General features: G+C 70.3%; 23 protein-coding genes. 18 read left to right on the top strand and 5 right to left on the bottom strand.

Annotated elements, in window-relative coordinates:
• The first annotated feature begins 133 nt into the window (after positions 1-133).
• From PUT80_RS07730 to PUT80_RS07710, 5 genes are all read left to right on the top strand, one after another.
• A complete protein-coding gene (locus PUT80_RS07730; protein WP_275291525.1) occupies positions 134-682 on the top strand; it encodes a hypothetical protein in 549 nt (182 codons plus the stop codon).
• Positions 679-1,437 (top strand): colicin immunity domain-containing protein, encoded by a 759-nt coding sequence (locus PUT80_RS07725; protein WP_275291524.1) that lies wholly within the window; start codon positions 679-681, stop codon positions 1,435-1,437. Before PUT80_RS07730 ends, PUT80_RS07725 begins: the two co-directional genes overlap by 4 nt.
• A 4-nt stretch (positions 1,438-1,441) precedes the next feature.
• Positions 1,442-2,245 carry a colicin immunity domain-containing protein gene (locus PUT80_RS07720; protein ID WP_275291522.1) on the top strand — a complete coding sequence of 268 codons (804 nt, stop codon included), beginning with the start codon at positions 1,442-1,444 and terminating at the stop codon, positions 2,243-2,245.
• Positions 2,235-2,600 carry a hypothetical protein gene (locus PUT80_RS07715; RefSeq protein WP_275291521.1) on the top strand — a complete coding sequence of 122 codons (366 nt, stop codon included), beginning with the start codon at positions 2,235-2,237 and terminating at the stop codon, positions 2,598-2,600. The genes PUT80_RS07720 and PUT80_RS07715 overlap by 11 nt, the downstream gene beginning before the upstream one ends.
• A gap of 163 nt (positions 2,601-2,763) precedes the next feature.
• On the top strand, positions 2,764-3,216 hold the full coding sequence (locus PUT80_RS07710) for a hypothetical protein (RefSeq protein WP_275291520.1): 453 nt from the start codon (positions 2,764-2,766) through the stop codon (positions 3,214-3,216).
• 6 nt (positions 3,217-3,222) lie between these two features.
• Here the strand turns inward: PUT80_RS07710 and eccCa are convergent, their stop codons facing one another.
• Complete coding sequence (gene eccCa / locus PUT80_RS07705) at positions 3,223-7,167, bottom strand: type VII secretion protein EccCa (RefSeq protein ID WP_275291519.1); 3,945 nt, start codon at positions 7,165-7,167, stop codon at positions 3,223-3,225.
• A gap of 135 nt (positions 7,168-7,302) precedes the next feature.
• Between eccCa and PUT80_RS07700 the strand changes: the two genes are divergently transcribed.
• The 6 genes from PUT80_RS07700 to eccD are packed head-to-tail and all read left to right on the top strand — an operon-like array spanning position 7,303 to position 12,701.
• Positions 7,303-8,082, top strand: coding sequence for a hypothetical protein (locus tag PUT80_RS07700; RefSeq protein WP_037809590.1), 780 nt, complete (start codon positions 7,303-7,305; stop codon positions 8,080-8,082).
• A gap of 27 nt (positions 8,083-8,109) precedes the next feature.
• Positions 8,110-9,165, top strand: coding sequence for a hypothetical protein (locus PUT80_RS07695; RefSeq protein WP_275291518.1), 1,056 nt, complete (start codon positions 8,110-8,112; stop codon positions 9,163-9,165).
• A 3-nt stretch (positions 9,166-9,168) separates the two neighbouring features.
• Entirely contained in the window at positions 9,169-10,515 is a 1,347-nt protein-coding gene (locus PUT80_RS07690; RefSeq protein WP_343076873.1) for a WXG100 family type VII secretion target, read from the top strand.
• A 5-nt stretch (positions 10,516-10,520) separates the two neighbouring features.
• Positions 10,521-11,012: a hypothetical protein gene (locus PUT80_RS07685; protein ID WP_275291516.1), complete on the top strand. Its 492-nt coding sequence runs from the start codon at positions 10,521-10,523 to the stop codon at positions 11,010-11,012.
• On the top strand, positions 11,005-11,328 hold the full coding sequence (locus PUT80_RS07680; RefSeq protein WP_037809598.1) for a YbaB/EbfC family nucleoid-associated protein: 324 nt from the start codon (positions 11,005-11,007) through the stop codon (positions 11,326-11,328). Before PUT80_RS07685 ends, PUT80_RS07680 begins: the two co-directional genes overlap by 8 nt.
• Positions 11,325-12,701 carry a type VII secretion integral membrane protein EccD gene (gene eccD / locus PUT80_RS07675; RefSeq protein WP_275291515.1) on the top strand — a complete coding sequence of 459 codons (1,377 nt, stop codon included), beginning with the start codon at positions 11,325-11,327 and terminating at the stop codon, positions 12,699-12,701. Before PUT80_RS07680 ends, eccD begins: the two co-directional genes overlap by 4 nt.
• Here the strand turns inward: eccD and PUT80_RS07670 are convergent.
• Positions 12,691-13,659 (bottom strand): AsnC family transcriptional regulator, encoded by a 969-nt coding sequence (locus PUT80_RS07670; RefSeq protein ID WP_343076872.1) that lies wholly within the window; start codon positions 13,657-13,659, stop codon positions 12,691-12,693. The genes eccD and PUT80_RS07670 overlap by 11 nt on opposite strands.
• Positions 13,660-13,739: 80 nt before the next feature.
• On the opposite strand from PUT80_RS07670, the gene PUT80_RS07665 reads away from it, so the two are divergent.
• Complete coding sequence (locus PUT80_RS07665) at positions 13,740-15,059, top strand: MFS transporter (protein ID WP_275291514.1); 1,320 nt, start codon at positions 13,740-13,742, stop codon at positions 15,057-15,059.
• Here PUT80_RS07665 and PUT80_RS07660 read toward each other — a convergent pair.
• Positions 15,004-15,957 carry a helix-turn-helix domain-containing protein gene (locus tag PUT80_RS07660; RefSeq protein ID WP_238607687.1) on the bottom strand — a complete coding sequence of 318 codons (954 nt, stop codon included), beginning with the start codon at positions 15,955-15,957 and terminating at the stop codon, positions 15,004-15,006. The genes PUT80_RS07665 and PUT80_RS07660 overlap by 56 nt on opposite strands.
• A gap of 84 nt (positions 15,958-16,041) precedes the next feature.
• Between PUT80_RS07660 and PUT80_RS07655 the strand changes: the two genes are divergently transcribed.
• Together PUT80_RS07655 and PUT80_RS07650 are read left to right on the top strand one after the other, a co-directional pair.
• On the top strand, positions 16,042-16,635 hold the full coding sequence (locus PUT80_RS07655) for an NIPSNAP family protein (RefSeq protein ID WP_275291513.1): 594 nt from the start codon (positions 16,042-16,044) through the stop codon (positions 16,633-16,635).
• 474 nt (positions 16,636-17,109) lie between these two features.
• Positions 17,110-17,391: a hypothetical protein gene (locus PUT80_RS07650; RefSeq protein WP_037809604.1), complete on the top strand. Its 282-nt coding sequence runs from the start codon at positions 17,110-17,112 to the stop codon at positions 17,389-17,391.
• Positions 17,392-17,422: 31 nt separating this feature from the next.
• Here PUT80_RS07650 and PUT80_RS07645 read toward each other — a convergent pair whose 3' ends face one another.
• Together PUT80_RS07645 and PUT80_RS07640 are read right to left on the bottom strand one after the other, a co-directional pair.
• On the bottom strand, positions 17,423-18,697 hold the full coding sequence (locus PUT80_RS07645; protein WP_275291511.1) for an MFS transporter: 1,275 nt from the start codon (positions 18,695-18,697) through the stop codon (positions 17,423-17,425).
• Between the two features lie 103 nt (positions 18,698-18,800).
• On the bottom strand, positions 18,801-20,048 hold the full coding sequence (locus tag PUT80_RS07640; protein WP_275291510.1) for an ROK family protein: 1,248 nt from the start codon (positions 20,046-20,048) through the stop codon (positions 18,801-18,803).
• Positions 20,049-20,200: 152 nt separating this feature from the next.
• On the opposite strand from PUT80_RS07640, the gene PUT80_RS07635 reads away from it, so the two are divergent.
• Genes PUT80_RS07635 through PUT80_RS07620 form a run of 4 tightly spaced genes read left to right on the top strand, consistent with a single transcriptional unit; the run spans position 20,201 to position 24,727 of the window.
• On the top strand, positions 20,201-21,349 hold the full coding sequence (locus PUT80_RS07635) for a Gfo/Idh/MocA family oxidoreductase (RefSeq protein WP_134665779.1): 1,149 nt from the start codon (positions 20,201-20,203) through the stop codon (positions 21,347-21,349).
• Positions 21,346-22,278, top strand: a complete 933-nt coding sequence (locus PUT80_RS07630; RefSeq protein ID WP_037809606.1) for a sugar phosphate isomerase/epimerase — start codon at positions 21,346-21,348, stop codon at positions 22,276-22,278. The genes PUT80_RS07635 and PUT80_RS07630 overlap by 4 nt, the downstream gene beginning before the upstream one ends.
• A complete protein-coding gene (locus tag PUT80_RS07625) occupies positions 22,275-23,801 on the top strand; it encodes a GMC oxidoreductase (protein ID WP_275291509.1) in 1,527 nt (508 codons plus the stop codon). The genes PUT80_RS07630 and PUT80_RS07625 overlap by 4 nt, the downstream gene beginning before the upstream one ends.
• Positions 23,798-24,727: a sugar phosphate isomerase/epimerase gene (locus PUT80_RS07620; RefSeq protein WP_134665783.1), complete on the top strand. Its 930-nt coding sequence runs from the start codon at positions 23,798-23,800 to the stop codon at positions 24,725-24,727. Before PUT80_RS07625 ends, PUT80_RS07620 begins: the two co-directional genes overlap by 4 nt.
• Positions 24,728-24,735: the final 8 nt, after the last annotated feature.

Genomic DNA, 24,735 nt, shown 5'->3' with positions numbered 1-24,735 from the left:
AGGACGGTAGCCTCGTGGTCGTGCCGCATACCCTTCAGACGCAAGAGATCTCGCAGGCTGTTCTCAGCATGCGGTCGGCAGGCGAGGACGAATCGATCCGGCTGATGGGCCTTCAGTTCTGATGTGGCCCTGGATGGAGCCGTTGGCCGGGTTGTCCTGGCAGGAGCGGTTCGAGTGGTGGATCGGCGGCGGACGGCTGCCCGACGGGACCCATCCGCGCGGGTGGAACTCCCTGCTGGGGATGCTGGTTCCCAGCCTGGCGTCGGCGCTCAGGTTCGGCGAACCGGCGCTGTCGACGGCGGAGAAGGAGCGGTATCTGCGTGCGGTCGGCGACCTGTATTCGTACCTGGAGGACCATGATCTGATCGAAGCGGACGACCTGCTCAACCGGCGGCTGCAGCTGGCGCTGATGATCGGCGAGTCCGGGATTTCGCTGCCGGGCAGCGGGTGCGAGCCCGACGACGCGATCCAGCGGGTCATCGCCGTCCTGACGCCGGAGCGGATCGATGAGTCGGTGCGGCTGAGTCCGGGGTGGAAGACGTTGTCCACCCCGGAGATCGCTCGGCTGCACCGGGTCCGGCAGCTCGTCCGGGTCGCGGTGGGGCTGCGGGACCATCTCTCCGATCCGGAGGTCAGGGCCCTGGTGTCGCGCTGGGAACCGCTGTATCGGGTACTGCCGTGAACGGGGAGCGCGAGACTGTCCTTGCCGGGCCGCGGCGCTTTGCCGGCGAATGGCTTGCTGCGGGCGGGAAATCGGTCGTTCCGATCATCGCTCCGTCCGGCTTGGACGATGCGGTGCTCGATCGGTTGCGCGCGGGAGCGCGGTCGGCCGGTGCGGACGAGGTGTTGCGCTGCGCGCTCGAACCGGGGTCGGTTCCGGTGCGGCTGACAGTGGATTCCGCGCTGGCGCCGGAGGAACTGCCGGTGCTGTTCGTCCTGCCGGATCTTTCCGGGGCGCTTCTCGCGAGTGGCGAGGGATACGTGCTGGCGGCGGGCACTCGGGAGTTCCTCCTCGGAGTCACGCTCGCGGGAGTCGACTACGCCCGGGACGCGTTCGAGGAGGAAGCTCAGCGGTGGGCTGGGCAGTATCCCGGCTTGCCTGCCGTGGCGGCGGAGTACTCGCCGGTGGTGCGCGCGTGGGCCACGCGGAGCGAAGTGCCCGCTGATTCCTGCATGGCGCGGATGCTGGCGGTGATGGAGTCGTTCGTCCGCGGGGAGCTGTCCGGGCCGGAGTTCGCGAAGGCGTGGGGCACCGCTTGGCGGTTGTCCATCGAAGGAGGGGAACGGGTGCGACCGCCGTTCGCGCGGGTGTTGCACGAGGTTTTCTATCTGCTGGAGGACTATCCGATCGACCCGGCGCTGCGAGAGCCGGGCGACCCGACGGACGAGGAACTGGTCGCCGGGGTGCACGAGGCGCTGCGGCGGCTGGCTTCGTGACCAGGTGGGGGAGGGGCGTTCGATGGGGGTGACCTCTGCGGCGGTGCCGTGGCCCGGCGAGGCTGTTCTTGCCGGGCCGCGGCGCTTTGCCGACGAATGGCTTGCTGTGGAAGGAAAACCTGTCGTTCCGATTGTCGCTCCGTCCGGAGTGGACAATGCGGTTCTGGACCGCTTACGCATGGGGGCGCGATCCGTCGGCGCGAGTGAGGTGCTGCGTTGCGGTCTTGAGCCGGGAACGGCGGTGGAGCGGTTGGCCGTGCAATCGAGGCTGACCGGTGGTGCCTCGGTGCTGTTCGTCGTCCCCGACTTGTCCGGGGCGGTACTCGCCAGCGGCGGAGGATACGTGCTGGTGGCGGGCACCCGGTCGTTCCTCTCCGGTGCCGTGCCCGGAGGCGTCGACGCTGCCCGGGCCTGCTTCGGGCGGACGGCGCGGCGGTTGGCGGCGCGGTTCCCGGAGTTGCCCGGCGTCGCGGCGGAGTACCCGCCGGTGGATCATGCGTGGGCCAAGCCGGGTGATGTACGTGCTGATTCCTTCGTGGCGCGGCAGCTGGCGGCGATGGAATCGTTCGTCCGCGGGGAGTTGCCGGGGCCGGAGTTCGCGAGGACGTGGTTCGCGGCGTGGCGGATGTCCCAGGAACGAGGGGAACGGCTGCGGGCGCCACTCGAGCGGGTCTTGAATCACCTCTTCTTCGTGCTGGAGGACTATCCGATCGATCCGACCCTGCGTGACCCTGGCGACGTGACGGACGCGGAGTTGCTCGCTGAAGTGCAGGCGGCATTGCGAGAGCTGGCGACTGATGGCGTATGAGATCCGGCTGTACTGCCGGACCGGCGGGCTCGACGCTGCTGCCGGGTTCGATGCGTTGACAGCGGGTCTGCCGGTCGAAGACCGGTGCAGCGGCGAAGGCTGGGTGTCCGCGGAGGCGGGCTGCCGGATCGAGTTCTCGGCAGGCACGCCGTTGGTCGCGGCGATGATCGCGGAGGCGGCGCCGGACGACCCGTCGGGCCGGGTCGGCGCGGCTGACGCGCTGGTGACGCTCACGGTGATCGGCGACGACGAATGGCCGACGGTAACGGCGGTGTGGCGGGCGGCGAAGTCTTTGTGGGACGTGGTTCCGTACGACGACGGCTCCGGCTTCGCGGTGGACCTCGACGAACTGTGACTGTGGGGGCCGGATGAGTTATATCTTCGCTGTCGGCGACGAGGTCGTTTGGAGTCCGTCGCTTCGGGTCGGCCGGCTGTTCGTGAACTCGCCGTGTTCGTCCGGACGATGCTCTACGGCTCAGCGACGACGCCTCGCGTGCTGATGGCGGCTGTGCGCTCCCATGCCTGCGCCAGAGCCTGAGCGGCCCGTCAGCTTCTGGGATTTCCACCGGATCTCGGACATCTTCTCCTGGCCCACGCGCCGGAAGCCGCTCCCCGTGGAACGGCCGGAGATCCCGTGGCAGTCGATCAAGGTCATGGCGGAATGGAGCGCCGACCCGCTGTGGGTCTTCGATCCGTACGCCCACGACGTGACCACCCCCGTCGACCCCGCGTCGCCGGAGCTGGGGCTGAGCGCGGAGCTGGCTCGCGACCTGTCCGCCTGGCAGGACGAATGGGAAGCCACGATGAACCACGACGACCCGGCTTCCTCCGCGTTCCCCTCGGCGGAAGCCGAGCGCAGCTTCGACGAGCGCGGCTGGGAACTCGCCCGGCGGGTTCGGCGGGAAGTGCCCGCGGAATGGGACGTTTCCTACTCGAGCCATCTGTCGAGCCGAGAGATCTTCCTCGACTGAGCCCGTTCAGTCCTCCACCGGCTTGGTCCACGCCACCTGCACCAGCTCGGTCCCGTGCCGACGCGACACCAGCGTTCCCCGGCCCGCGGGCTGCGGCGAAGGTTTCACATCGCCCAGCAGGGCGCCCTCCTCCTTGCCGCCGGACATGACCAGGCCTGGTGAGCCCAGTTCCCGCACTCGCTGGATTACCGCCTCGTACAGGCCGCGTCCGGCACCGCCGGAGGAGCGGGCCAGGATGAGGTGCAGGCCGATGTCCCTTGCTTGCGGCAGGAATTCCAGCAAGGGCAGCACGGGGTTCCGGCCCGCGGTGGCGACGAGTTCGTAGTCGTCGATGACCACGTACAGGTCTGGGCCGCGCCACCACGAGCGGTTGCGTAGCTGATCTGGCGTGACGTCCGGACCGGGGAGGCGGTTGCGCATCGCGGTCGCGCATTGGTTCACCAGGTCGGTCAACGTGTTCTCCGCACCGGCATAGCCGAGCAGGTGCGGTTGGTCTACCACGCCTAGCAGGCCGCGGCGGTAGTCGCCGACCAGGATCAATGCCTCGTCGGGGGTGTTCGTCTGGCAGATGCCGGTGACGAGCGCGCGCAGCAGCGAGCTCTTGCCCGATTCGACGTCGCCGAAGGCTAGGAAGTGCGGGTCCGTCCGGAAGTCCAGGTGGACGGGGCGCAGGGTGGATTCGGCCAATCCCAACGTGATCCGGCCGGACGGGGCGGCGGGAAGCGAGTCCAGCGGGACTTCCGGCGGGAGGAGGCGAACTTGAGGGGCGCGGGGGCCGGTCCAAGCCGCGGAGACTCGGCGGACCAGGTCCAGGCCGCCGGCGCCGACGGTTTCTGGGCGTTGGTCGGAGTCGATGCGCGGGAGGGCCGCGAGGAAGTGCAGTTTGTCGGCGGTCAGGCCGCGGCCGGGGCGGTCGGCGGGGACGTTTTGCGCGATCTTGCGGTCGATCGACGAATCCGCCGGGTCGCCCAGGCGCAGTTCGAAGCGGGTGCTGATGGCGTCGCGGAGCTGGGCGCGGGCGCCGATCCACTGGTTGAGCGAGACCAGGACGTGGATGCCGAAACCGAGACCCCGTTGGGCGAGCGCGGTGATTTGTTCTTCCAGGCGTTCGTATTCGGACCGGATGGTGGTCCAGTTGTCCACGAACAGGAAGACGTCGCCGAACTCGCGGTCGTCGCTGCTTTCGGTGAACTCGCCGCGGCGGCTGCGGAAGGCGGCCATCGACTCGATCCCGTGTGCGGCGAAGAATTCTTCCCGCTGTTCCAGCAAAGTGACCAGTTCCGCGACGACCCGGCGGCAGCGTTGCGGGTCGCGGCGGGTGGCGTAGCCCGAGACGTGCGGGAGGCCGACGATCGGGGCCAGTGCGCCGCCGCCCATGTCCAGGATGAAGAACTGCACTTCGGCGGGGGTGTGGGTGAGCGCGAGCATCGCCGCGATGTCCTTCATCAATGTCGACTTGCCGCTTTGCGGTGCGCCGACGATGACCGCGTTGCCCGCGGCTCCGGAGAAATCCGCCCACAGCATGTCGCGGCGCTGTTCGAAAGGCTTGTCCACCAACGCGACGGGAATGGTCAGCTTGCCGTTGCCGCCCCAGCCGAGCGGGCACAGACCGCGGCGCGGGTCTTCGCCGATGGGCGGCAGCAGCTGGTCCAAAGTGGGCGGTTCGGCCAGCGGCGGCAGCCAGATCTGGTGTGCGGCCGGGCCGCGTCCCTCCAAACGGGACAGCATCGCGCCGATGATGGTCTCGCCGGTGCCCTTCTCCGGAGCCTCGGCGGCGGGTTGTTCGGCGACCGGGACTTCAACCGGGCCCAGGGTGAAGGGCAGCACGCCGAGTTGTTGTCCGTCCGAGCGCACGATGCGGCTGCGCGGCGGGAGTTCGCCGGAGACGTAAGCGGCTTTGAGCCGGATCAGGGTGTCGTTGTCGGACTTCAGATACGCCGATCCCGGTACCGGCGGCAGTTGGTAGGCGTCCGCGACACCCAGCACCGCACGGCTTTCCGCGGCGGAGAACGTGCGCAGGCCGATCCGGTACGACAGGTGCGAGTCGAGCCCGCGCAGGCGGCCTTCCTCCAGTCGTTGAGAAGCGAGGAGCAGGTGGATTCCGAGGGAACGGCCGAGTCGTCCGATCGCGACGAACAGGTCGATGAACTCCGGCCGCGACGAAAGCAGCTCCGAGAACTCGTCGATGATCACCAGCAGCGACGGCAACGGTTGCAGCGGCGTACCGTCCGCGCGCGCCTTCTCGTAATCGCGCACCGACGCGTAATTCCCGGCCGCGTGCAGAAGTTCCTGACGCCGCAGCAGTTCGCCGTTCAGCGCGTCCGCCATGCGGTCGACGAGCGCGAGGTCGTCGGACAGGTTCGTGATCACCGCGCAGGTGTGCGGCAGGTTGGTCATGCCCGCGAACGTCGCGCCGCCCTTGAAGTCGATCAGCGCGAGGTTCAGCTTCTCCGACGAATGCGTGACGGCCAGCGCGGTGACCAGCGTGCGCAGCAGTTCGCTCTTGCCGGACCCGGTCGCGCCGATGACCAGCCCGTGCGGGCCCATGCCGCCCTCGGCGGATTCCTTGAGGTCCAGGTCGACCGGGCGGCCGTCGGGGTTGACGCCCAACGGGATCCGCAGCCGGTCGCGCGCCGGGCGCGGGGCCCAGGTGACGGTCGGGTCGGTGTCGCGCGGGTCGCCGATGCCGAGCAGCCCGGCGAGCCCGAACGTCGAGGACATCGGCTGTTCGCTGACCACCGCGCCGCCTTGGTGCAGCGGCGTCAGCATCCGGGCCAGCGCTTCGGCCGCGCCGTGGTCGAGCCGGTCCGGCATGCCGAGGAACCCGAGCCGCGCTTCGGTGCCGTCGAGTACCACCATGCCGAGCTGATCCGGTGCGACGTGCAGGCTCAATAGCCGGTCGGTCGACGTCGCGCGCGGCTGGTCGCCGCCGATCTCCAGCACTGTGACGCCCAGCCGGCCGTCCTCGGCGAGCAGGCGCGGTTCGCCGTGGGAGTCGCCGCCGTCGACGACGAGCACGATGTGCGGCAGGTCCGCAGCGGCACCACGGCGCGAGAACGCTGGGCGGTCGCCGAGGTCCGGGCCGAGCAGGCGAGCCAGTTCCGCCGCGCTGTCGGCGAACAAGCGCCGCGGGCCGGTCGCGTCGGACAGCACCGGCGCGGTGGCGTGCGGCAGCCACTTCGCCCATTCCCAGTCGTGCGAACGGTCCGGGGCAACACAGAACGCGACGCGCAGGTCGGTCGGGGAATGGAAAGTCACCAGCTGCGCCAGCACCGCGCGGGTCATCCCGAGCACCTCGAACCGGCGTCCGGACAGCGTCGCGGCCGCGTACGAGCGCAGCGAGATCGAAACCGGCAGGCCCTCGACGGTCGAGAAGGTCTGGATGAAGTGCTTGAGGTTGGTGGAGGAAACCGGGTCCAGCTCTTCCAGCGGCGCGATCTGCGGCGCGCGCAACGGCGTCGCGAGCGGCTGCGGGCCGGTGGCCGCGCGCACCATCGCGAACGAGCGGTCGCCGCGGCGGCGGTCCCAGTGCTGGTCGGTTTCGACGTACGCCCACAGGTCGGCCGGATCCGGCTGCTGCGCGATCAGCGTGGCGCGCTGGGAGTCGGCGACCGCGCGTACGCGCGTGCGCAGGCCCGCGAGGTACCGCTGGTAGTCGCGGCGCTCCTCGTTGATCTGCGCCTTCTTCGCCATGCCGCCGCGGCCGAGCGACATCACGATCATGCCGCCCATCGCGGTGACGAACAGCGCGCCGAAGATCCAGGTCATCACCCCGCCGTCGCGTCCGATGTAGACGAACGACATCGCGCCCATGCCGAGCATCATCGGCAGGAACATCATGAGCTGCATCACGCCGCCGGAGCCGCTCTTGGGCAGCATCGGCGGGGACTGCAGCATGATCTCCCCAGGCTGCTCGCCGAGCAGGCCGAGGCGGTCGCGGGGGGCACTCATGCCCCGTATTTTGGCCGTCCGCTGTCCGGTCGCGGTGGGTACTTTTGCCGTCCGCTCGCCCGGCGGCGCGAACTTACGCTCTGCGCTGACGCCCCGCACCGGTGCGTCGATCGCGGGAGAGCGGGAGGGAGCGCCATGGGCACGACCGGCGAGTACCGGGCCGAGCCGGAGGCCATGCGCTCCACCGTCGGCAACGTGGGCGCCGTCATCGCCCACGGCATCAACGCCGTCGCGGACCTGGAAAAACTCGTCCTGCAGCCGACGACGTTCGCCAGCTTCGGCAGCGTCGTCGCGGCGGCGAACGAGGCGCTGCACTCGCAGCAGGTGACCGCGGTGCGCTCGCTGCTGCAATTGCTGCAGGAGATCAACGGCCTGGTCAAGCACAGCGCGGACGCTTACCAAAGCGCTGACGAAGCAGTATCCGACGGCTACGGCGGCGGCCATGCGCAGTCTTCTTCGCCGTCGTTGACGTCAATCTGGGGAACACCGCACGCCGCGCACCTGGCCGAGGCGGCGATCACCGACAGCGCCGGTGCGCACGGCGAACCGTCGTCGGTCGGCAACGTGCTGCGGTACCTCGGCGACGCGGACCTCGGCAGGCTCGCCGAGCATCCGCTCACCGACGCCCGGTTCCACGGCGTCGCGGACTTCAACGACTGGCTCGCCGGCGATGCCGACAACCAGGCGCGCGTCGGCCTGATCGAGGTCTACTCGGGCACCGCGCGCACCTTCGGCGACGTGCCCGGCGGCGTGCACAGCGGCGACGTCGTCGTGGTGGAACCGCTTCTGCTCGCCGACCAGCATCCGGTGATCGGCGTCGCCGGGGACGGCGGCGCTCTCTACAACCACGGCCCTGTCGATCCGGGCCTCGGCGGACTGGCCAAGGTCAGCGTGTACCGGCCCGCCTCCGTCTGACCCCGAACCCCGACCAAGTGAGGTCCGATGCTCTTCCCGAACTCCAGCGCGATGGACGCCACCGCTTCCGGCGGCGGCCCGATCACCGTGCTGCCGCAGATCGTCACCGGCCAGCCGGAGCAGATCGCGAAGCACGTCCTCGACCTGCTGCACAAGGCCGCCGAGCTGACCTCGCTCTACACCGAGCTCAGCAAGGCCGCCGACCAGCTCGGCAAGGTCTGGTCCGGCGGGGCGTCGGAATCGGCGCTGCAGAAGATCTCCCATTCGCTCGACCAGCTCACCAAGATCATCAACGTGATCGAGAAGGGCGCTGAACTGCTCGGCGTTTCCGGCACGCTGGTGAAGACGGCGCAGGAGGCGTACCGGTCGGTGGTCGCGGCGGTGAACCCGACCGTCGCGTCGCTCATGTCGAACTGGTGGACCTACGGGGCCGCGGTCGCGCTTTCCACTGCTACCAGCGCGACGCTGCGCGGATTCATCACCGCGGTCGGCGGGTTGCTGAAGGCCCTCGGCGCGGGCGACCTCGCGAACCAGATCACCCAGGTCGCGACGATCATCGGCGACCTCGAAAAGCTGTTCCACCACGGTTCTTCCGACGGAGGAGGTGCGGCGGGCAACGCGGCGGTCTCCGGCACGCCGGTCACCGCGCCGCAGATGCCCGCGCCGGTCGCGAGCGCGTCCGGGCAGGCGGCCATCGGCGGCAGCGGCGGGGGAGTGCCCGGCGGCAACCCGTCGTTCACGAACTACACGCCGCCCGCGTTGTCCAACGGCGGCTGGCCGACTGGCAGCGGTACTGGTGGCTGGCCTTCTGGAGGCGGTGCGGGTGTGGGGGCCAATGCGGGGAACAGCTGGATTCCGGTGGACCACCCGGCTCCGGCACCGGCACCGTCTCCCGCGCCTTCGGTGCCTTCGGTGCCGGGCCAGTCGACCGGTGCGCACGAGGTCGTGATCCACACCGACCTGAACACCGGGCAGTCGACCGTCGAGGCCCCGGCCGGGCAGGACGTGGACATCGATGTCGACGTCACCTACCAGGGCAAACACTTCCAGCAGCACGTCGACATCGACGCGAAGGGCGCGTAGCCGGTGGCCGTGGACGCGTCCGGAGTCGTCAGCTCGGTGCTGTCGAACTACCGGCAGGTGCTGGTCGAATACCAGCGCCGGGTCACGGGCGACCCGGCGGCGCTCGAAGCGGCGGCGAACCGCTGTGGCACCAACGCGTCCACGATCACCGGCAAAGCCACCGAAATCGCGGACGCTGCCACGGCATTGCACGCTGACTGGGACGGTGCTGCGTACACCGCGTACGCGACAGCAGCGGCCGACGTCGCGCACGCGTTGACCGAAGACGGCACGAAGCTGGCTGACCAGAGCAAGCGGTTGTCGATGGCCGGACAGCTGTTGCGGTGGGCGCGTTCAGGGGTCGATTCCGTTGTCGCGCAGTTCGATCAGTACGGCGCACAGCTGATCAACCAAGCCCGGTCGGCGGATCCGAACGCGGTGGGCGCTTTTATCGCTGCGGCAAGGGATTTGGGCGAGCAAGCGGTCGCAGCGGCCGGGCAGGTCGCCGACGAGCTGTCGGACGCGCTGGCCGAGTTGTTCCCCGCGCCGTGGGCCGGGCCGATGAGCAAGCCGGGCAAGCTGGGCAAACGCGTTTACGGCCCGTTGTCCTGGGTCAACGGCGACACGCTGGACGGACGGAAGCGGCCGCGTTCGGTGCCGTCGTGGTTCGGCAATTCCGGCTGGAAGAAGCTGACCTGGAACGGGCTCGAAGGCACCCGTGCGCCGAAGAAGGCGGACACGCCGTTCGGGCAGCCGAAGCAGAAGAGCGCGATCGCCCGCGCCACCGAGATCACTTACCTCAAGGCAGCGCACGAGCAGGACGGCTTCATTCCGGAGTACGACGGGAAAATCTCCTCGCAAGGCTGGGACGCGAAGGCGTCCGGCCATGCGGAGCTGGGGTTCCGGGAGGACATCGGGACCAGCGGAAGCTACGGCGTCGCGCACGGCAGCGCTCGCGGTTCGGCTTTCGCTGGCGGCGAGGTCAGCGCGTCGGGGCAGCTGGGGATACACGGGCTTGGTGTGCACGCCAACGCTTTCGCGGGCGGCAAGCTCGAGGGTCAGGTCGCGGCGGATGTCGCGGGGGTCGGCGTCGGCGCGAGCGGGAGTGTCCAATATGGAATCGGCGCGCAGCTCGACGGGCAGTTCGTGTATGACAACGGGCATTTGAAGATGAACTTCAAGGCCGGTGCCGCGCTGGGGCTCGGGGCCGGAGTCGGCGCGAAGATCGACATCGACCTGCCGAAGGTCGGCGCGGCGGTCAGCGAATACGGCGGCGCGGCGGTCGACGCGGTCGGCGACGCCGCTGGTCAGGCGGCGGACGCGCTCGGCGGGGCGTGGGACGACGCCGTGCAGTATGTGGGTTCGTGGTGAGCGCCATGGCGGATCTGGTGACGCTCCCGCTGGGCTTCGACGTCCCGGAGGGCTGGACGCCGGTGCCGCCGATCGCACCCGGTCTCGTTTTCGTTGCCGTGCACCCGAATCCGCGGGCGGAGTTCACCCCGAACATCACGCTCGGCATCCAGCAGCGCCCGGATTCCCTGCCGATGAAGGACATCGCCGACGAGGCGGTCGAACGGCTCGGCCGGACGATGGCGCTGCTCGACGTCCTCGACCGCCAAGAGGTCGGCAGCGCGGTCGCGCCCGGCTGCACCCAGACCTTGCGGCTGCGCACCGGGGAAGGCCAGGATCTGGTGCAGATCCAGGTGTTCCTGACCGTGCCCGGTCCGGCCGGACGGGTCGTGCTGGAACTGGTCTGCACGGCCGATCCGCAGGACGCGCGCACGCTCGTCCCCGACTTCCGGAAGTTCGTCGCCAGCGTGCACGTCCGCCGCGAAACCCCGCAGGAGAAGGAGAACGACGGTGACTGAACCGTATGCCGTGCCGGACATGGACGAGCTGCTCGCGCAGGTCCGCAAGCAGACCGAAGAGGTCCAGCGGATCCAGCGCACGGTCGAGGCGATGGAGGTCAAGGCCGCCTCGCGGCAGAACGAGGTGACCGTGACGCTGCGCGGCGACGGCCGGTTCACCTCGGTCGACATCGACCAGCGCGCGATCCGCGAGTACGACGCGCGCACGCTGTCGGAAATCGTGCTCGAAGCGGTGAACGCCGGCCTGCAGAAGCTCGCCGAGGCGAGCAGCGCGAAGTTCGCGCCGGTGATCGAGGCGTCCAGGTCCCAGCAGTGAGCGCGCCGACCGTCGCCGGGTCGACCCGGCGCGTCACGATCGTCACCCCGCGCGCCAGGGTGGACGTCGCGCTGCCGCAGCAGAGCACGTTCGCCGAACTGGTGCCGCAGCTGGTCCGGCTCGCCGGGGCGGCCGGGCAGGCGTCGGCCGAGCATCCGGGCTGGGTGCTGTCGCGGCTCGGCGGCGCGCCGCTCGCGCTCGGGCTCACCGTGGCCGCCGCGCAGGTGCGAGACGGCGAGGTGCTGCACCTGACCCCGCGCGAACGTCCGCGCGGCCCGCTGCTGTTCGACGACGTGGTCGACTCGATCGCGAGCGTCGGCGAATCCGCGTCGACGGCGTGGGGGCCGAAGGTCGCGCGGCGGGCCGGGATCACCGCGGCCGCGCTGCTGTTGTTCGCGGGCGGGCTGCTGATCCAGGCGTCGCTGGCGGGAAGCGTGCTCGCACCGATCGGCACCGGGCTGCTCGCGGTCGTGCTGCTGCTCGGCGGCGGCGCGCTGAGCCGCGCATACGGCGATTCGGGCGCGGGTGCGGCCGGTGCGCTGGCCGGGGTCGGAGTGGCGTTCCTGTCCGGAATGTCTTTGCTGCCACCGCATTCGATGTTCTCGCTCTCCGCCGGACCGCTTGCCGCCGGGCTCGCCGCGGTGACTGTTTACGGGGTGCTGGCCGCGGTTTCGGTGGCGGACCGGCTGCCGTTCTTCGTCGCGGTGGTCGGTTCGGCCGGGATCGGCGCGATCGCGACCGGCGTGGTGCTGCTGACGGGCGCGAAGCCGGTTGCCGCCGCGGCTGTCGCGGCCGTGCTGGCGACCGCGTTGGCGGCTGTCGCGCCGATGCTCGCGCTGCGGCTGGGCCGGATGCCGCTCCCGCGCGTGCCGGACGACATGGAATCCTTCCGCGCCAACGAACAGCCGTCGCTCGGCGCGGAAATGGCCGGGCGGACGACGTACGCGCAGGCGTTGCTCACCAGCCTGCTGGTGGCGCTCGGGCTGGTGGTGATCGGTTCGTCGATCGTGCTCGCCACCGGCGGACCGTGGGAAGCCGGGCTGGCGGCGCTGGTCGGGACGGCGTGGATCCAGCGTTCGCGCGCGTACGCGGGCCGCACGCAACGGCTGGTGCTGGTTGGTTTTGGTCTCGCCGCCTTGCTGACCGCGGGTTTCTGGCTGATCGCGGACAACCAGCGGATCGCGCTCCTCGCCGCCGGACTGGCGCTGGTGCTGGCCGCGGTGGTGTCGCTGTTCTACGCGACGCGGGTCGCACGCGGGGTGCGATCGCCGTACTGGTCGCGGTTGCTGGATATTTCCGAGTTTCTGGTGCTGTTGTCGTTGGTGCCGTTCGTGGCGTTGATCGCTGGGGTGTACGAGGCGGTCAGCGGGTGAGTGGGCTGGCGGCTTTGAGGGTGCGCAGGACTGGCGCGGTTTCGCAGGAGCGGATGCCGGGGAGTGCGCCGAGTTGGTGGGTGAGGTAGCGGTGCAGGGCTGGGGGATCGGCGCAGAGGGCGTGCGCGAGCAGGTTCGTCGGCCCGGTGGTCGCGGCGACGACGGCTAGTTCGCGGTGGGTGGCGAGTTCGGTGGCGACCGCGTCGAGGTCGGCGGGGGCGACGGCCATCCACAGCAGTGCCTGCGTGGTCGCGCCGAAGAGCCGGGCGTCGATTTCCACGTCGAAATAGAGGGTTTCCGCCGCGCGCAGGTCGGCGATTCGGCGGGCGACGGTTGCGGCGGACCAGCCGGTGACGGTCGCCAGCTCGGTCTGGCCTAGGCGGCCGTCTCGCTGCAACGCGGTGAGCAAGGGCTCGTCGGCGGCGGTCGCTTCGGTAGCCGCGGCGCGGGTTTCGGGTTCCAGCTGGCGACGTTGGGCGTCGGTGAGAACCTCGGCGCGGCCTTGCCAGGCGGTCGGCCCGCCGTGATACAGGTGCAGCAGCTGATGCGCGGACACGGCGGTGATGCCGGTCGTACGCGGGATGTCGTGCAGCAGCAGGCCGTGCTCCGGTGCGAACCCGTTGGCGGTGTGGACGATGACGCAGATTTCCGTACCACCGCCGGCGAGCTTGACCCAGGTCGTGTCGGTGCGCCGGACCAGCGCGTCGGCGACCCGTTGTGCGACTGCCGGGACGACGGTGAGCCGCACGAGCCACTGCGTCTGTCCGGCGCGATGCGGTGCGGCGAGCCCGACGACGCGCAGTCCGGCTTCAGCGCGCAGCCGTCGGTAGCGGCGTGCGACGGTCTGCGTCGAGACGCCCAGGACGGTGCCGATCCGCGCGAACGGGGCGCGGCCGTCGATCTGGAGTGCGTGGACCAGGGCGTGGTCGAGGTCGTCGAGCATGGCTTGATTCTGCACCAGACTGTCCTGAGTGGAAGATTTCTGTTCCTTTGAGCCGGTGGCTGGAATCGTGTCTCGCCGCTGCCCAGGCTGGCGGCATGAACGATTCACGTCGCTGGGCCGCGCTGACGGTCCTGCTCGTCGCGGAGGCGATGAACCTCCTCGACACCACCATCGTCCAGGTCGCCGCCCCCGCGGTGCACGCCGAACTCGGCGGCGCGGCCAGCACGATCTCCTTCTACACCGCCGGGTACACGCTGCCCTTCGCGCTCCTGCTGATCACCGGCGGACGCCTCGGCGACATCATCGGCCGACGCCGCACCTTCCAACTCGGCGTGGCCGGTTTCGTGCTCTCCTCGGCCTTGTGCGCGGCGGCGACCACACCCGGGTTCCTGCTCGTTTTCCGGGCCCTGCAAGGAGCTTCGGCCGCCCTGGTGATCCCGCAGACGATCGGCCTCATCCGCGTCCTGTTCGACGGCGCGGCCCGGGCTCGCGCACTCGGCATGATCGGCCCGGTGATGGGGCTGGCCGCGGTGAGCGGTCCGGTCCTCGGCGGGCTGCTGACCGACGCCTGGTCGTGGCGGTCGGTGTTCCTGGTGAACGTCCCGCTCGGCGTCGCCGTGCTCGCCGCGTCCGGATTGCTGACCGAAGACCGGTCCGCCTCCCGGCCGCGGCTCGACCTGCTCGGGACCGGTTTGGTCGTGCTGGGGGCCGGGCTCGTGGTCTATCCGCTCCTCACACAGTGGAACGGTTATCTCGTTGCCGCCGGAGTGGCGGTGCTCGTGGTTTTCGCTCTGCAGCAACGGTTTCGCGGCGGCCTGATCGAGCGCAGCCTTTTTCGCGGCCTCGGTTTCCCGGCCGGATTGACGACGTCAGTGCTGTTCTTCGCCGTGATGACCGGTCTGACCCAGGTTGTCGTCCTGTTCCTGCAACTGACCCAGCACGCCGACGCCCGGACCGCCGGACTCTCGTTGCTGCCGTGGTCGTGCGGACTGGCAGTATCGTCCTTTGTGGCCGGACGCTGGCTCGTCCCGCGCTTCGGCACCCGGATTCTCTTTGCTGGCGTAGTTTTCCTGGCCGCGGGGATCACCGGTATCGCGCTGGGCTGGCCGCTGCTGCTCCCGCTGGCGATCGCGGGAACGGGAACCGGATTGTTCACCGTGCCGTTCTTCACCGCGGCGCTGGCCCTCGTCCGTCCCTCGGAGACAGGTTCGGCGGCCGGGCTGCTGAACGCGGTGCAGCAACTCGGCGGAACCGTCGGAGTCGCCATGCTGACCACGGTTTTCCTCGACGCCGGCGTGACGGTCGCGTGCTGGACAGCGGTCGTCCTGACCGTCGCGGCCGGAGTGACCGCGCTCGGGCTCATCCGCGGAACGCGCGCCGATATTCCGTCGGAGCCGTCCCCAGCCGGAGTGTGAAGTGGCGGCGGAGGTTGGCCGCCGAACCGAGGCCGCTGCGTTCGCCGATCAGGCCGACCGGCAGATCGGTGGATTCCAGCAGGCTGCGGGCGCGCAGGACGCGCTGGTCGAGCAGCCATTGCAACGGCGTGGTCCCGGTGGCGTCGTGGAACCGGCGGACGAATGTGCGCGGGCTGACCCCGGCTCGGCGGGCCAGCTGCACGACAGTCAGCGGCTGATCGAGGTGGCGCGTCGCCCAGTGCAGCACCGGACCGAGCCCGGCGTCGTCGGTGTCCGGCACCGTCGCGGAGACGTACTGCGCCTGCCCGCCGCCGCGATGCGCGGGCAGCACCATCCGGCGGGCGACCTCGTTGGCGACGTGCGCGCCGAGGTCGCTGCGCACGACGTGCAGGCAGAGGTCGATGCCCGCGCTGCGTCCGGCGCTGGTGAGCACTTGTCCGTCGTCCACGTAGAGCACCGACGCGTCCACCTGGACCCGCGGATGCAGCATGGCGAGCGTGGCGGCGTACATCCAATGCGTCGCCGCTCGCCGACCGTCCAGCAGCCCCGCCGCCGCGAGCGCGAACGCGCCCGTGCACAGCGAAACGATCCGGGCGCCATGGGCCGCTGCCTCCCGGATGGCGTCGACCAGGTGCGCCGGGATCGGTTGTCCAGTTTGGACACACGCGTACGGCAAGGCGGGAACCAGCACGGTATCGGCGTCTTTGAGTGTCTCGAGACCGTGACTGGCGTGCTGCCGGAAGCCGAATTCGGTGCGGGTTTCCGGCTTCTCCGCGCAGAACCGCAGCTCGTACCAGGGGTCGGCGAGGTCGGTCCGGGACGGCCCGAACACCTCGGCGGCGATGGCCAGCTCGAACAACGGCATGTCGTCGACCAGCGCGACCGCGACGGTTCGCATGCTGTGAGGATACGGCAGGAATTTTGCGGAAGGAGTCAGTCCTGCCACTCGCTCGCGCCGCGAACGGGTGGCAGATTCGCTGGCGTGACCGTCGTGGAACTCCGCCAGTACACCCTCCAGCCCGGGCAACGGGACGTCCTGATCGACCTGTTCGACCGTGCGCTGGTGGAACCGCAGGAGGCCGCGGGCTGCACCGTCGTCGGCCAATTCCGCGACGAGGACGACCCGGACCGGTTCGTGTGGTTCCGTTCCTTCCCGGACATGGCCGCCCGGCACGCCGCGCTGACCGCGTTCTACCTCGAAGGCGAGGCCTGGCGGAAACACCGCGCCGCCGCGAACGCCACCATGCTCGACAGCGACAACGTCCTGCTGCTCCGCCCCGAAACCGACTTCCCGCCGATGTCCCGGCCCGCCGATGCCGTCGAACCGCCCTCGCGAATCCTGGTCCTGATCGGCCCGCCTGGTGCTGATTTCGTTGCGCCGCTTGCCTCCTTCGTCACCGAGCCCGCGGAGAACACCTTCCGTGCGCTGCCGGTGCGCGAAGGGGAGAACGTCCGCGTCGGGGTCTGGGTTTTCCCGGATCTCGCGGCGTTGCGGGTGTTCGAGTCCCAGTTGACTATCGGTGCCGAGGTGCAGCGGCTTCGCTTGGCTCCGACGGCGCGTTCTTCGCTTCGCTGATCCGCTGGGCGACGGCAGATCAGACGGCAACGTCATCCGCTGGCCGAGCTTGGCGGCTGCGTCGGCGATCGTTTCGAGCCGGGGGATCGTCGGGACTCCACTCGATCGCCTCGTCGTACGCGCGGAGAACAGCGACGTACTCCGGATAGTCCTGCGGCTGGCGAGAACGGCGCGGGCGACGTCCGGACCGAGCGCGCAGACAAAGGATCCGGCCGTCGCGGATGGCATTCTCGTGCCGCTACAGTCCTGCTCGCTTCAGCCGGTCCATGAACGTGATGGCGTCGGACGGCAGACAGAGGCGGTCGGGCTGATCGAGGCCCCGCAACCGGGCGCGGCGTTGTTCGCGTTGCCGGATGCGACCGCGCCACTCCGCGTCGATCCGGTCGAGCGTGACGATGCGGGCCAGGTCGATGACCGCCTGCGCGTCGTAGCGGCGGTATCCGGAGGCGTCGCGCGCGGGCTCGGGCAGGAGCCATGCACGATTACGACACCCTGCGCGCCCTCGCTGACGAGGGGAACGAAACCGCACTGGACCGTCTCGCCGATCTCGCCGACCGCCGCGGCGACCTGGCCGAGCTGTCCGAACTGCTCGACGAGGGCAGCGAACACGCCGGACGCTTGCTGACCCGCCGGGCGGTGGCGAAGAGCGATCTGCGGGAACTGCAACGGCTTTCGGACGCCGGAAGCAGCGAGGCCGAAACCGAACTGGAGCGCCTGCTTTCCCCAGGTCGTGAGGGGAACCCTGACGGAATCTGATTCCTTCAGGGTTCCCCTCACGAACCTCCCGTCACCCCGCAGACTGCCGGTTGAGCCCGCGGATCTTCCGCATCACCGGAATCGCCAGCAGGCAAGCGACCACACCCGACCCGAACAGCAGCGGGTAATTCGTGCTCGTGCTCGACCCGAACGACAGCAGCGCGGGCCCGTAAACCGGAACCAGCGAACTCGGCAGCGTGAGCGCGATGTTCACCACTCCCATCTCGCGCGCCGCCTCGCCGTCCCCCGAGAGGAGCGCGGCCGGGACCGCGAAATGGCCGCAGAAGTACCCGCCCAGCCCGACTCCGGCGATCGCGGCGCTGACGTAGAGCATCGGGACGCTCTTCGCCACGATCAGCACCGCCAGCGCGAGCGCCAGCATCACCGCTGACGAGAGCATCATCAGCCCGCGGCGGCCGAACCGGTCGGTGATCCAGCCGCCGGCCAGGCTCGCGGGCAGGGCGATGCCGAAGGCGATCAGGTTCACGACGAACGCGGCGTGCGCGACCTCGCCGCTGCCCACGCCCAGCACGTCGGACAGGTAGTAGACCAGGTAGGTGGTGAAGGTCGAGAACCCGATGGACAGCAGGAAAACCATGAGGCAGGCCCACGCGAACGGCGGGTTGTGCCGGGGCCGGAACGAGAACATCCGGCCGAGGTCGCGGATGCCGAACGGGGTCCGCTCCGCCGGGTCGAGGCGGCGGTCCCGCAGGACGGCGCACAGGATGACGACGGTGATCGGCGCGGCGATCGCGGGGAGCAGGAACATCCAGAACGGCGGCAGCCCGGTGACGGCCTGCGCGACGTAGCTGCCGCCGATCATCGAAACCGGGAAGCAGACGCCCATCAGCGCGCTCACCACGCCGCGCCGCTCCGCCGGGATCTGGTCGGGCAGCAGGGCGACCATCGCGGCGAGCGCGGCGTTGAACAGGATCTGGGTCAGGCACCAGCCGACCACGACCATGGCCGTCGTGGTGGCGAACGCGACCACGAGCAGCCCGCCGGTGCCGCCGAAGATCCCGGCGATCAGCCAGGGTTTGCGCATGCCGAACCGGGACGTGGTGCGGTCGGACAGGTGGCCGAAGAGCGGGTTGGCGACGACGGCGAGCAGCGCGCCGAGGCCGAGCGCGAGCGCGAGGGCGCCGACCTTGTGCTCGGGGTCGATCTGCTGGAGCCGGAGGGCGACGGTGACCGACGCCGGGGTGATGAGGGCGAAGTAGCAGCCGAGCAGTGCCGCGATGTAGGCGACGACGAATTTCGGGCCTGCCGTGCGAACGGACCGGTCCGCACTGACCGTGTGCGTCATGGCTTTCTCCGAGAGGGGATCGGTTCCGCGGGTCGCCGGGGCGACGCAGACGCCACCCGCGGTGGCGGTTCCGACGTTCTCGGGCGTGAGACAGCAAGGATGTTCACCTCGCGCCGGGCACCCTGTCAAGTACGGATTCCTTCAGCGCCCGGATCCCGGACGGCGAAAGGGTGTGCTCGACCGCCGAGACGATCCCGCCCGCGACGCCCGCGTGCCTGCCGAGTTCGCTGTGCGTCAGCACCAGGTTCCGGGTGGCCAGCGGCAGCGCGCGGCGGTAGACGACGCTGCGGATCCCGGCCAGCACGTCGTCGCCCGCCGCGGTGATCAGGCCGCCGAGCGCGATCGTCCGCGGGTTGTAGAAGTGCACCAGCATCGCGACCACCTCGCCGATCGTTTCGGCCGCGGTGCGGACGTGGCGCACCACGGTCGGCTCCCCGTCGCGGAGGGCGCGGGCGAGGTCCTCAATGGACTGAAGCGCGGGCAGTTCGGCCTGGACGATGCGCAGCACGGCTCCGGCGGAGGCCACGGCTTCGACGCAGCCGACGTTGCCGCATTGGCAGACGGTCTGGTCGTCGCCGGGGACGCGCACGTGCCCGATGTCGCCGGCCGCGCCGTCGGAGCCGCGGTGGATGCGCCCGTCCGCGAGCACGAGGCCGCCGCCGATCCCGGTGCCGATCTTGAGGAACAGCAACGGGTTCGCCTCGGCGGGCCGGGCTCGTGCCTCGCCGAGCGCCATCAGGTTCACGTCGTTGTCCACGAGCACGGCGCAGGAAAGCCGCTCGCCCATCACCTGCCCGACCGGATACCGGTCCCAGCCGGGCATGATCGGCGGACGCACCGGGGAACCGGTCTGCGCGTCGACCGGGCCGGGCAGCCCGATGGCGAGCGCGGTGACCTCGCCGGGCTCGACCTCGGCCTCGCGGAGCAGTTCGCGCAGCCGGTCGGTCAACGCGTCCAGCGCGGCTTCGGGGCCCTGCTCCAGCGCGAGCGGGAACTGCTGCTCGGCGAGGATCGTCTGCGCCGTGTCGGCGACGGCGACCCGGGTGCTGTGCGCGCCGAGGTCCGCCGCCAGCACCACACCCGCCCGCGCGGCGAGCCGGAGCCGGTGGGCCGGACGGCCGCGGCCGACGTGCGCCGAGGTGCCCGATTCGACCAGGACGCGGGAGCGCAGCAGCGCGTCCAGGTGCCCGTTCAGCGTGGACCGCGACATGCCGGTCGAGCGCACGAGCGCCGCGCGCGTGTCCGCCGAACCGGACGCGATCAGCCGCAGCAGCTGGCTGTGCGCCCGGTCGGCGGCGTCGTTTTCCGGGGCGGGCGGGGAGGAGAGCCGGACGGGGGTCCAGTCGGTCATAGCCCGGATGTTAGACCATTAATGCCGTTCTTTTTGACTGAAAGTGCCTTTATTTTTGACTTGATCCGACATAAAGCGGCGGCTTAGCGTGGGGCCACGACGGAGCAGGGCGTGAGACCCCAGGCCACGTCTTCGCAGGTGAAAGGACACGTATGGCGGAGCAGGACCCCCGGAAGAAACCCCGGCGAGGCGTCGCCGTGCTCGGTGCGGGGATGATCGCCGCCGTGCACCGCCGGGCCGCGCTGCTGGCGGGCGCGGAGGTGACCGGGGTGCTCGCCTCGACGCCGGAGCGGTCCCGCGAGGTCGCCGACCAATGGCGGATCAGCACCGGATACCGGGACCTCGCCGAAGTGCTCGAAGACGAGCGCGTCGAGGTCGTGCACGTCTGCACGCCCAACGCCACGCACGCCGAATACGCCGAGGCCGCGCTGCGGGCGGGCAAGCACGTGATCTGCGAGAAGCCGCTGGGCGTCTCGGTCGAGCAGGCCGGGCGGATGGCCGCCCTCGCCGAGCAGAGCGGGCTCGTGGCGACCGTGCCGTTCGTCTACCGCTACCACCCGATCGTCCGCGAACTGCGGGCCCGCGTGCGCAGCGGCGAACTGGGCGACCGGCTGCTGCTGGTGCACGGGAGCTACCTGCAGGACTGGATGCTCTCCCCGGACGTCTCGGGCTGGCGCGTCTTCCCGGACTCCGGCGGGCCGTCGCGGGCGTTCGCCGACATCGGCTCGCACTGGTGCGATCTGGTCGAGTGGATCACCGGCGACCCGTTCGCCGAGCTGACCGCCGCGACCTCGGTCGCCGTGCCCGACCGCCCGGGCTCCGGCGGCCCCAGCTTCGGCGGATCCGGTTCGGGGGAACGGGTCCCGGTGCGGACCGAGGATTCGGCGACGCTGTTGCTGCGCACCGGAACCGGGGTGCTGGCTTCGGCGACGATCTCGCAGGTGGCCGCCGGCCGGAAGAACCGGCTGTGGTTCGAACTCGACGGCTCCGGCGGCAGCGCGGTCTTCGACCAGGAACGGCCCGAGTCGATCTGGCTCGGCGGCGCGGACGAATCCCGGATCGTCGTGCGGGACAGCGGAACCGGCTCGCCGGAGCAGCGCAGGCTGTCGCAGCTTCCCGCCGGGCACGCGCAGGGGTACGCCCAGTGTTTCGAAGCGTTCGTCGCCGACACTTACGCGGCGGTGGACGGCGCCGTGCCCGACGGCCTGCCCGGTTTCGCGGACGGGCTGCGTTCGGCTCGGCTGGTCGACGCGGTGCTGCGCTCGGCCCGCGACGGATCGTGGACGAAGGTGGAACGATGAAACTCGGAATGCTGACCGCGTGCCTGCCCGGATGGGACCTCGAACGGATCGCGAAGTGGGCCGCGGGCGCGGGCTACGAAGCGCTCGAAGTGGCGTGCTGGCCCTCGACCGGCGGCCGTGATTTCGAAGCGTCCCACCTGCCGGTCGCCGAGTTCGGGCCGGAGCAGGCGGACCGGACCCGGGAACTGATGGCGCGCCACGGTCTCGGCATTTCCGCGCTCGCCTACTACGAGAACAACCTGCACCCGGATCCGGTGCGGCGCGCGGAGATCCACACCCATCTGCGGGCTTCGATCGACGCCGCGCAGGAGCTCGGCGTCGGGCTGGTCGGCACGTTCGTCGGCCGGGACCCCGGCAAGTCGGTTCGGGAGAACCAGGCCGAGGCCGAGACCGTCTTCCCGGCGCTGGTCGAGTACGCGGGGGAGCGCGGGGTCCGGCTGATCATCGAGAACTGCGTGATGGAGGGCTGGCATCCGGACGGCTATCCGGGCAACCTCGCCTACTCGCCCGAGCTGTGGGAGTGGATGTTCAGCCTCGGCCTGTACCTGAACTGGGACCCGTCGCATCTCACCTGGATCGGCATCGACCCGGTGGAGACCATCGCCCCGTATGCCGACCGCATCCTGCACGCCCAGGCCAAGGACGTCGAACTGGACCCGCGCGCCCGGCAGCGCTACGGCTTCTTCGGCAAGACCGCCAAGGCCGACCCGTGGGAAACCGGCTGGTGGCGCTACCGGATCCCGGGGCTGGGCCAGGTCGACTGGGCGAAGGTCGTCGACCGGCTGCACGAGCACGGGTTCGACGGCACGCTCTCGGTCGAGCACGAGGACCCGGTCTGGGGCGGCACTCCCGGAAAGGTCACGCGCGGTCTCGAGATCGCGCACCGGACGCTGCGGCCGCACGTGATCGAAACCCCGGAGGAAGCGTGAACGACGTGCTCATCGTCGGCGGCGGGCTCATGGGCGCCGCCGTCGCCCGCGAACTGCGCGACGCCGACCCGGACGTCCGCATCGTGATCGCCGACGGCGGCCCGGTGATCGGCCCGACCCCGGGCCAGCACCTGCACGACGTCGCCGACCCGGAGATCTGGGAGCGCTACAACCAGCGCGTCGCCTCCGGCATCCAGGGCTTCTACACCGGCGTCGCGCCGACCGCGGACGTCGGTGCCACCATCGTGGATGTCGAGCCCGGCATGTACCACCTCACGTCGCTCGGCGAGAACGCCGACGAGATGCCCGCCGCCTCGATCGCCTGGAACGCGGGCGGAATGGGCGTCCACTGGACCGCCGCCACCCCCGCGCCGTGGGGTGACGAGATACCGTCCTTTGTGGACTCCGCGGAATGGCGGAACGACCTCGGCCGGGCCGGAGAACTGCTGCGGGTCAACCGGAATCCCTTCCCGGACACCGAAGCGGGCCGGGTGGTGACCGCGACCATCGAGAAGCTGTTCGCGGACGTCGATGCTCCCGGCCGCGGCATCCAGCCGATGCCGATGGCGGCCCAGCGGGACGCCGAGGGAGTGCTCCGCCGCACCGGGCCCAACGTGATCTTCCCGCCGATCGCCGACGCCGCAACGGATCCGAACTTCACCCTGTTGACCGGCACCCGCGCGATCCGGCTGATCCACGAAGGCGGCGAGGTGCGCGGTGCCGTGCTGCAGGACGTACGATCCGGTGCCACCCGGGAAATCCGGGCCGCCGCCACCGTCGTCTGCGCTGACACGATGCGCAGCCCTCAACTGCTGTTCGCCTCCGGAATCCGGCCGCCCGCACTGGGCCGCTACCTCAACGAACACGCCTTCCTCACCGGACGCGTACTCGCCGACCCCCAGCGGCTCGGATTCGACCTGTCCGCGCTGCCGACGCCGGCCGACGGCGAGATCATGGTCGAGCACTACTGGCTGCCGCACAGCGGTGCCGCGCAACCGTTCCAGGCCCAGATCGGCACGCAGACGTTCACCGCGGAGGACGGCACCCGCCTGGCGTACCAGGTCGGCGCGAGCTTCTACATCCCGACGGAAATCCAGGCGGACAACCGGCTGGAATTCTCCGACGAGGAGACCGACGCGATGGGCATGCCTCGCCTCACTGTCCACTTCGGATGGTCCGAGCGCGACCGCGAACTCATCGAGCAGGCCCGGCGCACCCAGCAGGCGCTCGGCGACGCGCTCGGCTCGTTCGACCCGGCGACGGAATCGGCGCTGCTCGACCCGGGATGTTCGCTGCACTTCACCGGAACCGTCCGGATGGGGCCCGCCGACGACGGCACGAGCGTCTGCGATCCGGACTGCCGGGTGTGGGGCTTCGACAACCTTTACGTGGCAGGCAACGGCGTCGTGCCCACCGCGCTGGTCTGCAACTCGACCCTCACCGGCATGACGACCGCCGTGCGCGCCGCCCGCGCCGTGCTCGGCCGGACATCTTCGACTTCGACGAAGCAGGAGCAGCCATGACGCTCGACCGTTCCCAGTTCGCCATCAACACCCTGCAGTGGACGGACCTGGCCAAGGGCTGGGAGTACGACGACCCGGCCTTCCTGGACAAGCAGCCGCGAGTGCTCCGCGAGGCCGCCGAATCCGGGTTTTCCGCGGTGATGATGGAAGTCCTGCCCACGCAGACCATCCGGGCCTACCGCGAACTGCTCGCCGAGAACGGCCTGCGCGCGGCCCCGGGTTACCTGCAGGTCCCGCTGCCGGAATCGCACGGCGTGACGCTCGAACCGGGTTCCGCGGCGGAATTCCGCTGGTTCGACGGCGTGCGCCGCCGCGCCGACGAAACGCACGCCCTCGGCCTCGACACGATCTTCCTGTCCGCCGAGATGGTCACCGGCGGCGGAATGCCGCGCTTCGACGAGGCGGCGGGTGTCGGACATGCCTTCGACCGGGCCCGGCTGGAGCACTACACCGACCTCCTCGGCCGGGCCGCGGAAATCCTGACCGCGGAAGGGATCCGGCCCGCGTTCCACAACCACGTCGGCTCGTGGGTCGAGACGCGGGAGGAGATCGAGCACGTCCTCGCCGGGATCCCGGATTCCGTCCTCGGCGCGGGATTCGACCTCGGCCACCTGTTCTGGGCGGGCGCGGACGTCCGCGGGATGCTGCGCGAACACCGCGACCGGATCGCCGCGCTGCACATCAAGGACCTCGACGTCGACCGGGTCCGTGCTCTGCAGGCCTCGCCGGGGCCCTACACCCGCTCGACCGACAACCTCTTCCTCGAACCGGGCCTCGGCGGCGTGCCGCTGCTCGACTGCCTGGGCGAACTGCCCGCCGCGTTCGACGGCTGGATCATCGTGGAGGTCGACCGGCCGTCGATGGAACCGCTGGCCAGCGCGCGGGCGAGCTGGAAGTGGGTGGAGAGCAACTTCCCTGCCGCGTGAGGTCGGGT

This window comes from Amycolatopsis sp. La24 (assembly GCF_029087445.1).
GTDB lineage: Bacteria > Actinomycetota > Actinomycetes > Mycobacteriales > Pseudonocardiaceae > Amycolatopsis > Amycolatopsis nivea.
This window is presented reverse-complemented; position numbering and strand designations above follow the sequence as displayed.

Bases quoted from the DNA above. Each gene is read 5' to 3' on its own strand.
- PUT80_RS07630 (WP_037809606.1), top strand. From the start codon at position 21,346: ATGAAACTCGGAATGCTGACCGCGTGCCTGCCCGGATGGGACCTCGAA.
- eccCa (WP_275291519.1), bottom strand. From the start codon at position 7,167: ATGAGTGCCCCCCGCGACCGCCTCGGCCTGCTCGGCGAGCAGCCTGGG.
- PUT80_RS07635 (WP_134665779.1), top strand. From the start codon at position 20,201: ATGGCGGAGCAGGACCCCCGGAAGAAACCCCGGCGAGGCGTCGCCGTG.
- PUT80_RS07695 (WP_275291518.1), top strand. From the start codon at position 8,110: ATGCTCTTCCCGAACTCCAGCGCGATGGACGCCACCGCTTCCGGCGGC.
- PUT80_RS07685 (WP_275291516.1), top strand. From the start codon at position 10,521: ATGGCGGATCTGGTGACGCTCCCGCTGGGCTTCGACGTCCCGGAGGGC.
- PUT80_RS07650 (WP_037809604.1), top strand. From the start codon at position 17,110: ATGCACGATTACGACACCCTGCGCGCCCTCGCTGACGAGGGGAACGAA.
- PUT80_RS07620 (WP_134665783.1), top strand. From the start codon at position 23,798: ATGACGCTCGACCGTTCCCAGTTCGCCATCAACACCCTGCAGTGGACG.
- PUT80_RS07715 (WP_275291521.1), top strand. From the start codon at position 2,235: ATGGCGTATGAGATCCGGCTGTACTGCCGGACCGGCGGGCTCGACGCT.
- PUT80_RS07640 (WP_275291510.1), bottom strand. From the start codon at position 20,048: ATGACCGACTGGACCCCCGTCCGGCTCTCCTCCCCGCCCGCCCCGGAA.
- PUT80_RS07700 (WP_037809590.1), top strand. From the start codon at position 7,303: ATGGGCACGACCGGCGAGTACCGGGCCGAGCCGGAGGCCATGCGCTCC.
- PUT80_RS07645 (WP_275291511.1), bottom strand. From the start codon at position 18,697: ATGACGCACACGGTCAGTGCGGACCGGTCCGTTCGCACGGCAGGCCCG.
- PUT80_RS07665 (WP_275291514.1), top strand. From the start codon at position 13,740: ATGAACGATTCACGTCGCTGGGCCGCGCTGACGGTCCTGCTCGTCGCG.
- PUT80_RS07730 (WP_275291525.1), top strand. From the start codon at position 134: ATGGAGCCGTTGGCCGGGTTGTCCTGGCAGGAGCGGTTCGAGTGGTGG.
- PUT80_RS07710 (WP_275291520.1), top strand. From the start codon at position 2,764: ATGCCTGCGCCAGAGCCTGAGCGGCCCGTCAGCTTCTGGGATTTCCAC.
- PUT80_RS07660 (WP_238607687.1), bottom strand. From the start codon at position 15,957: ATGCGAACCGTCGCGGTCGCGCTGGTCGACGACATGCCGTTGTTCGAG.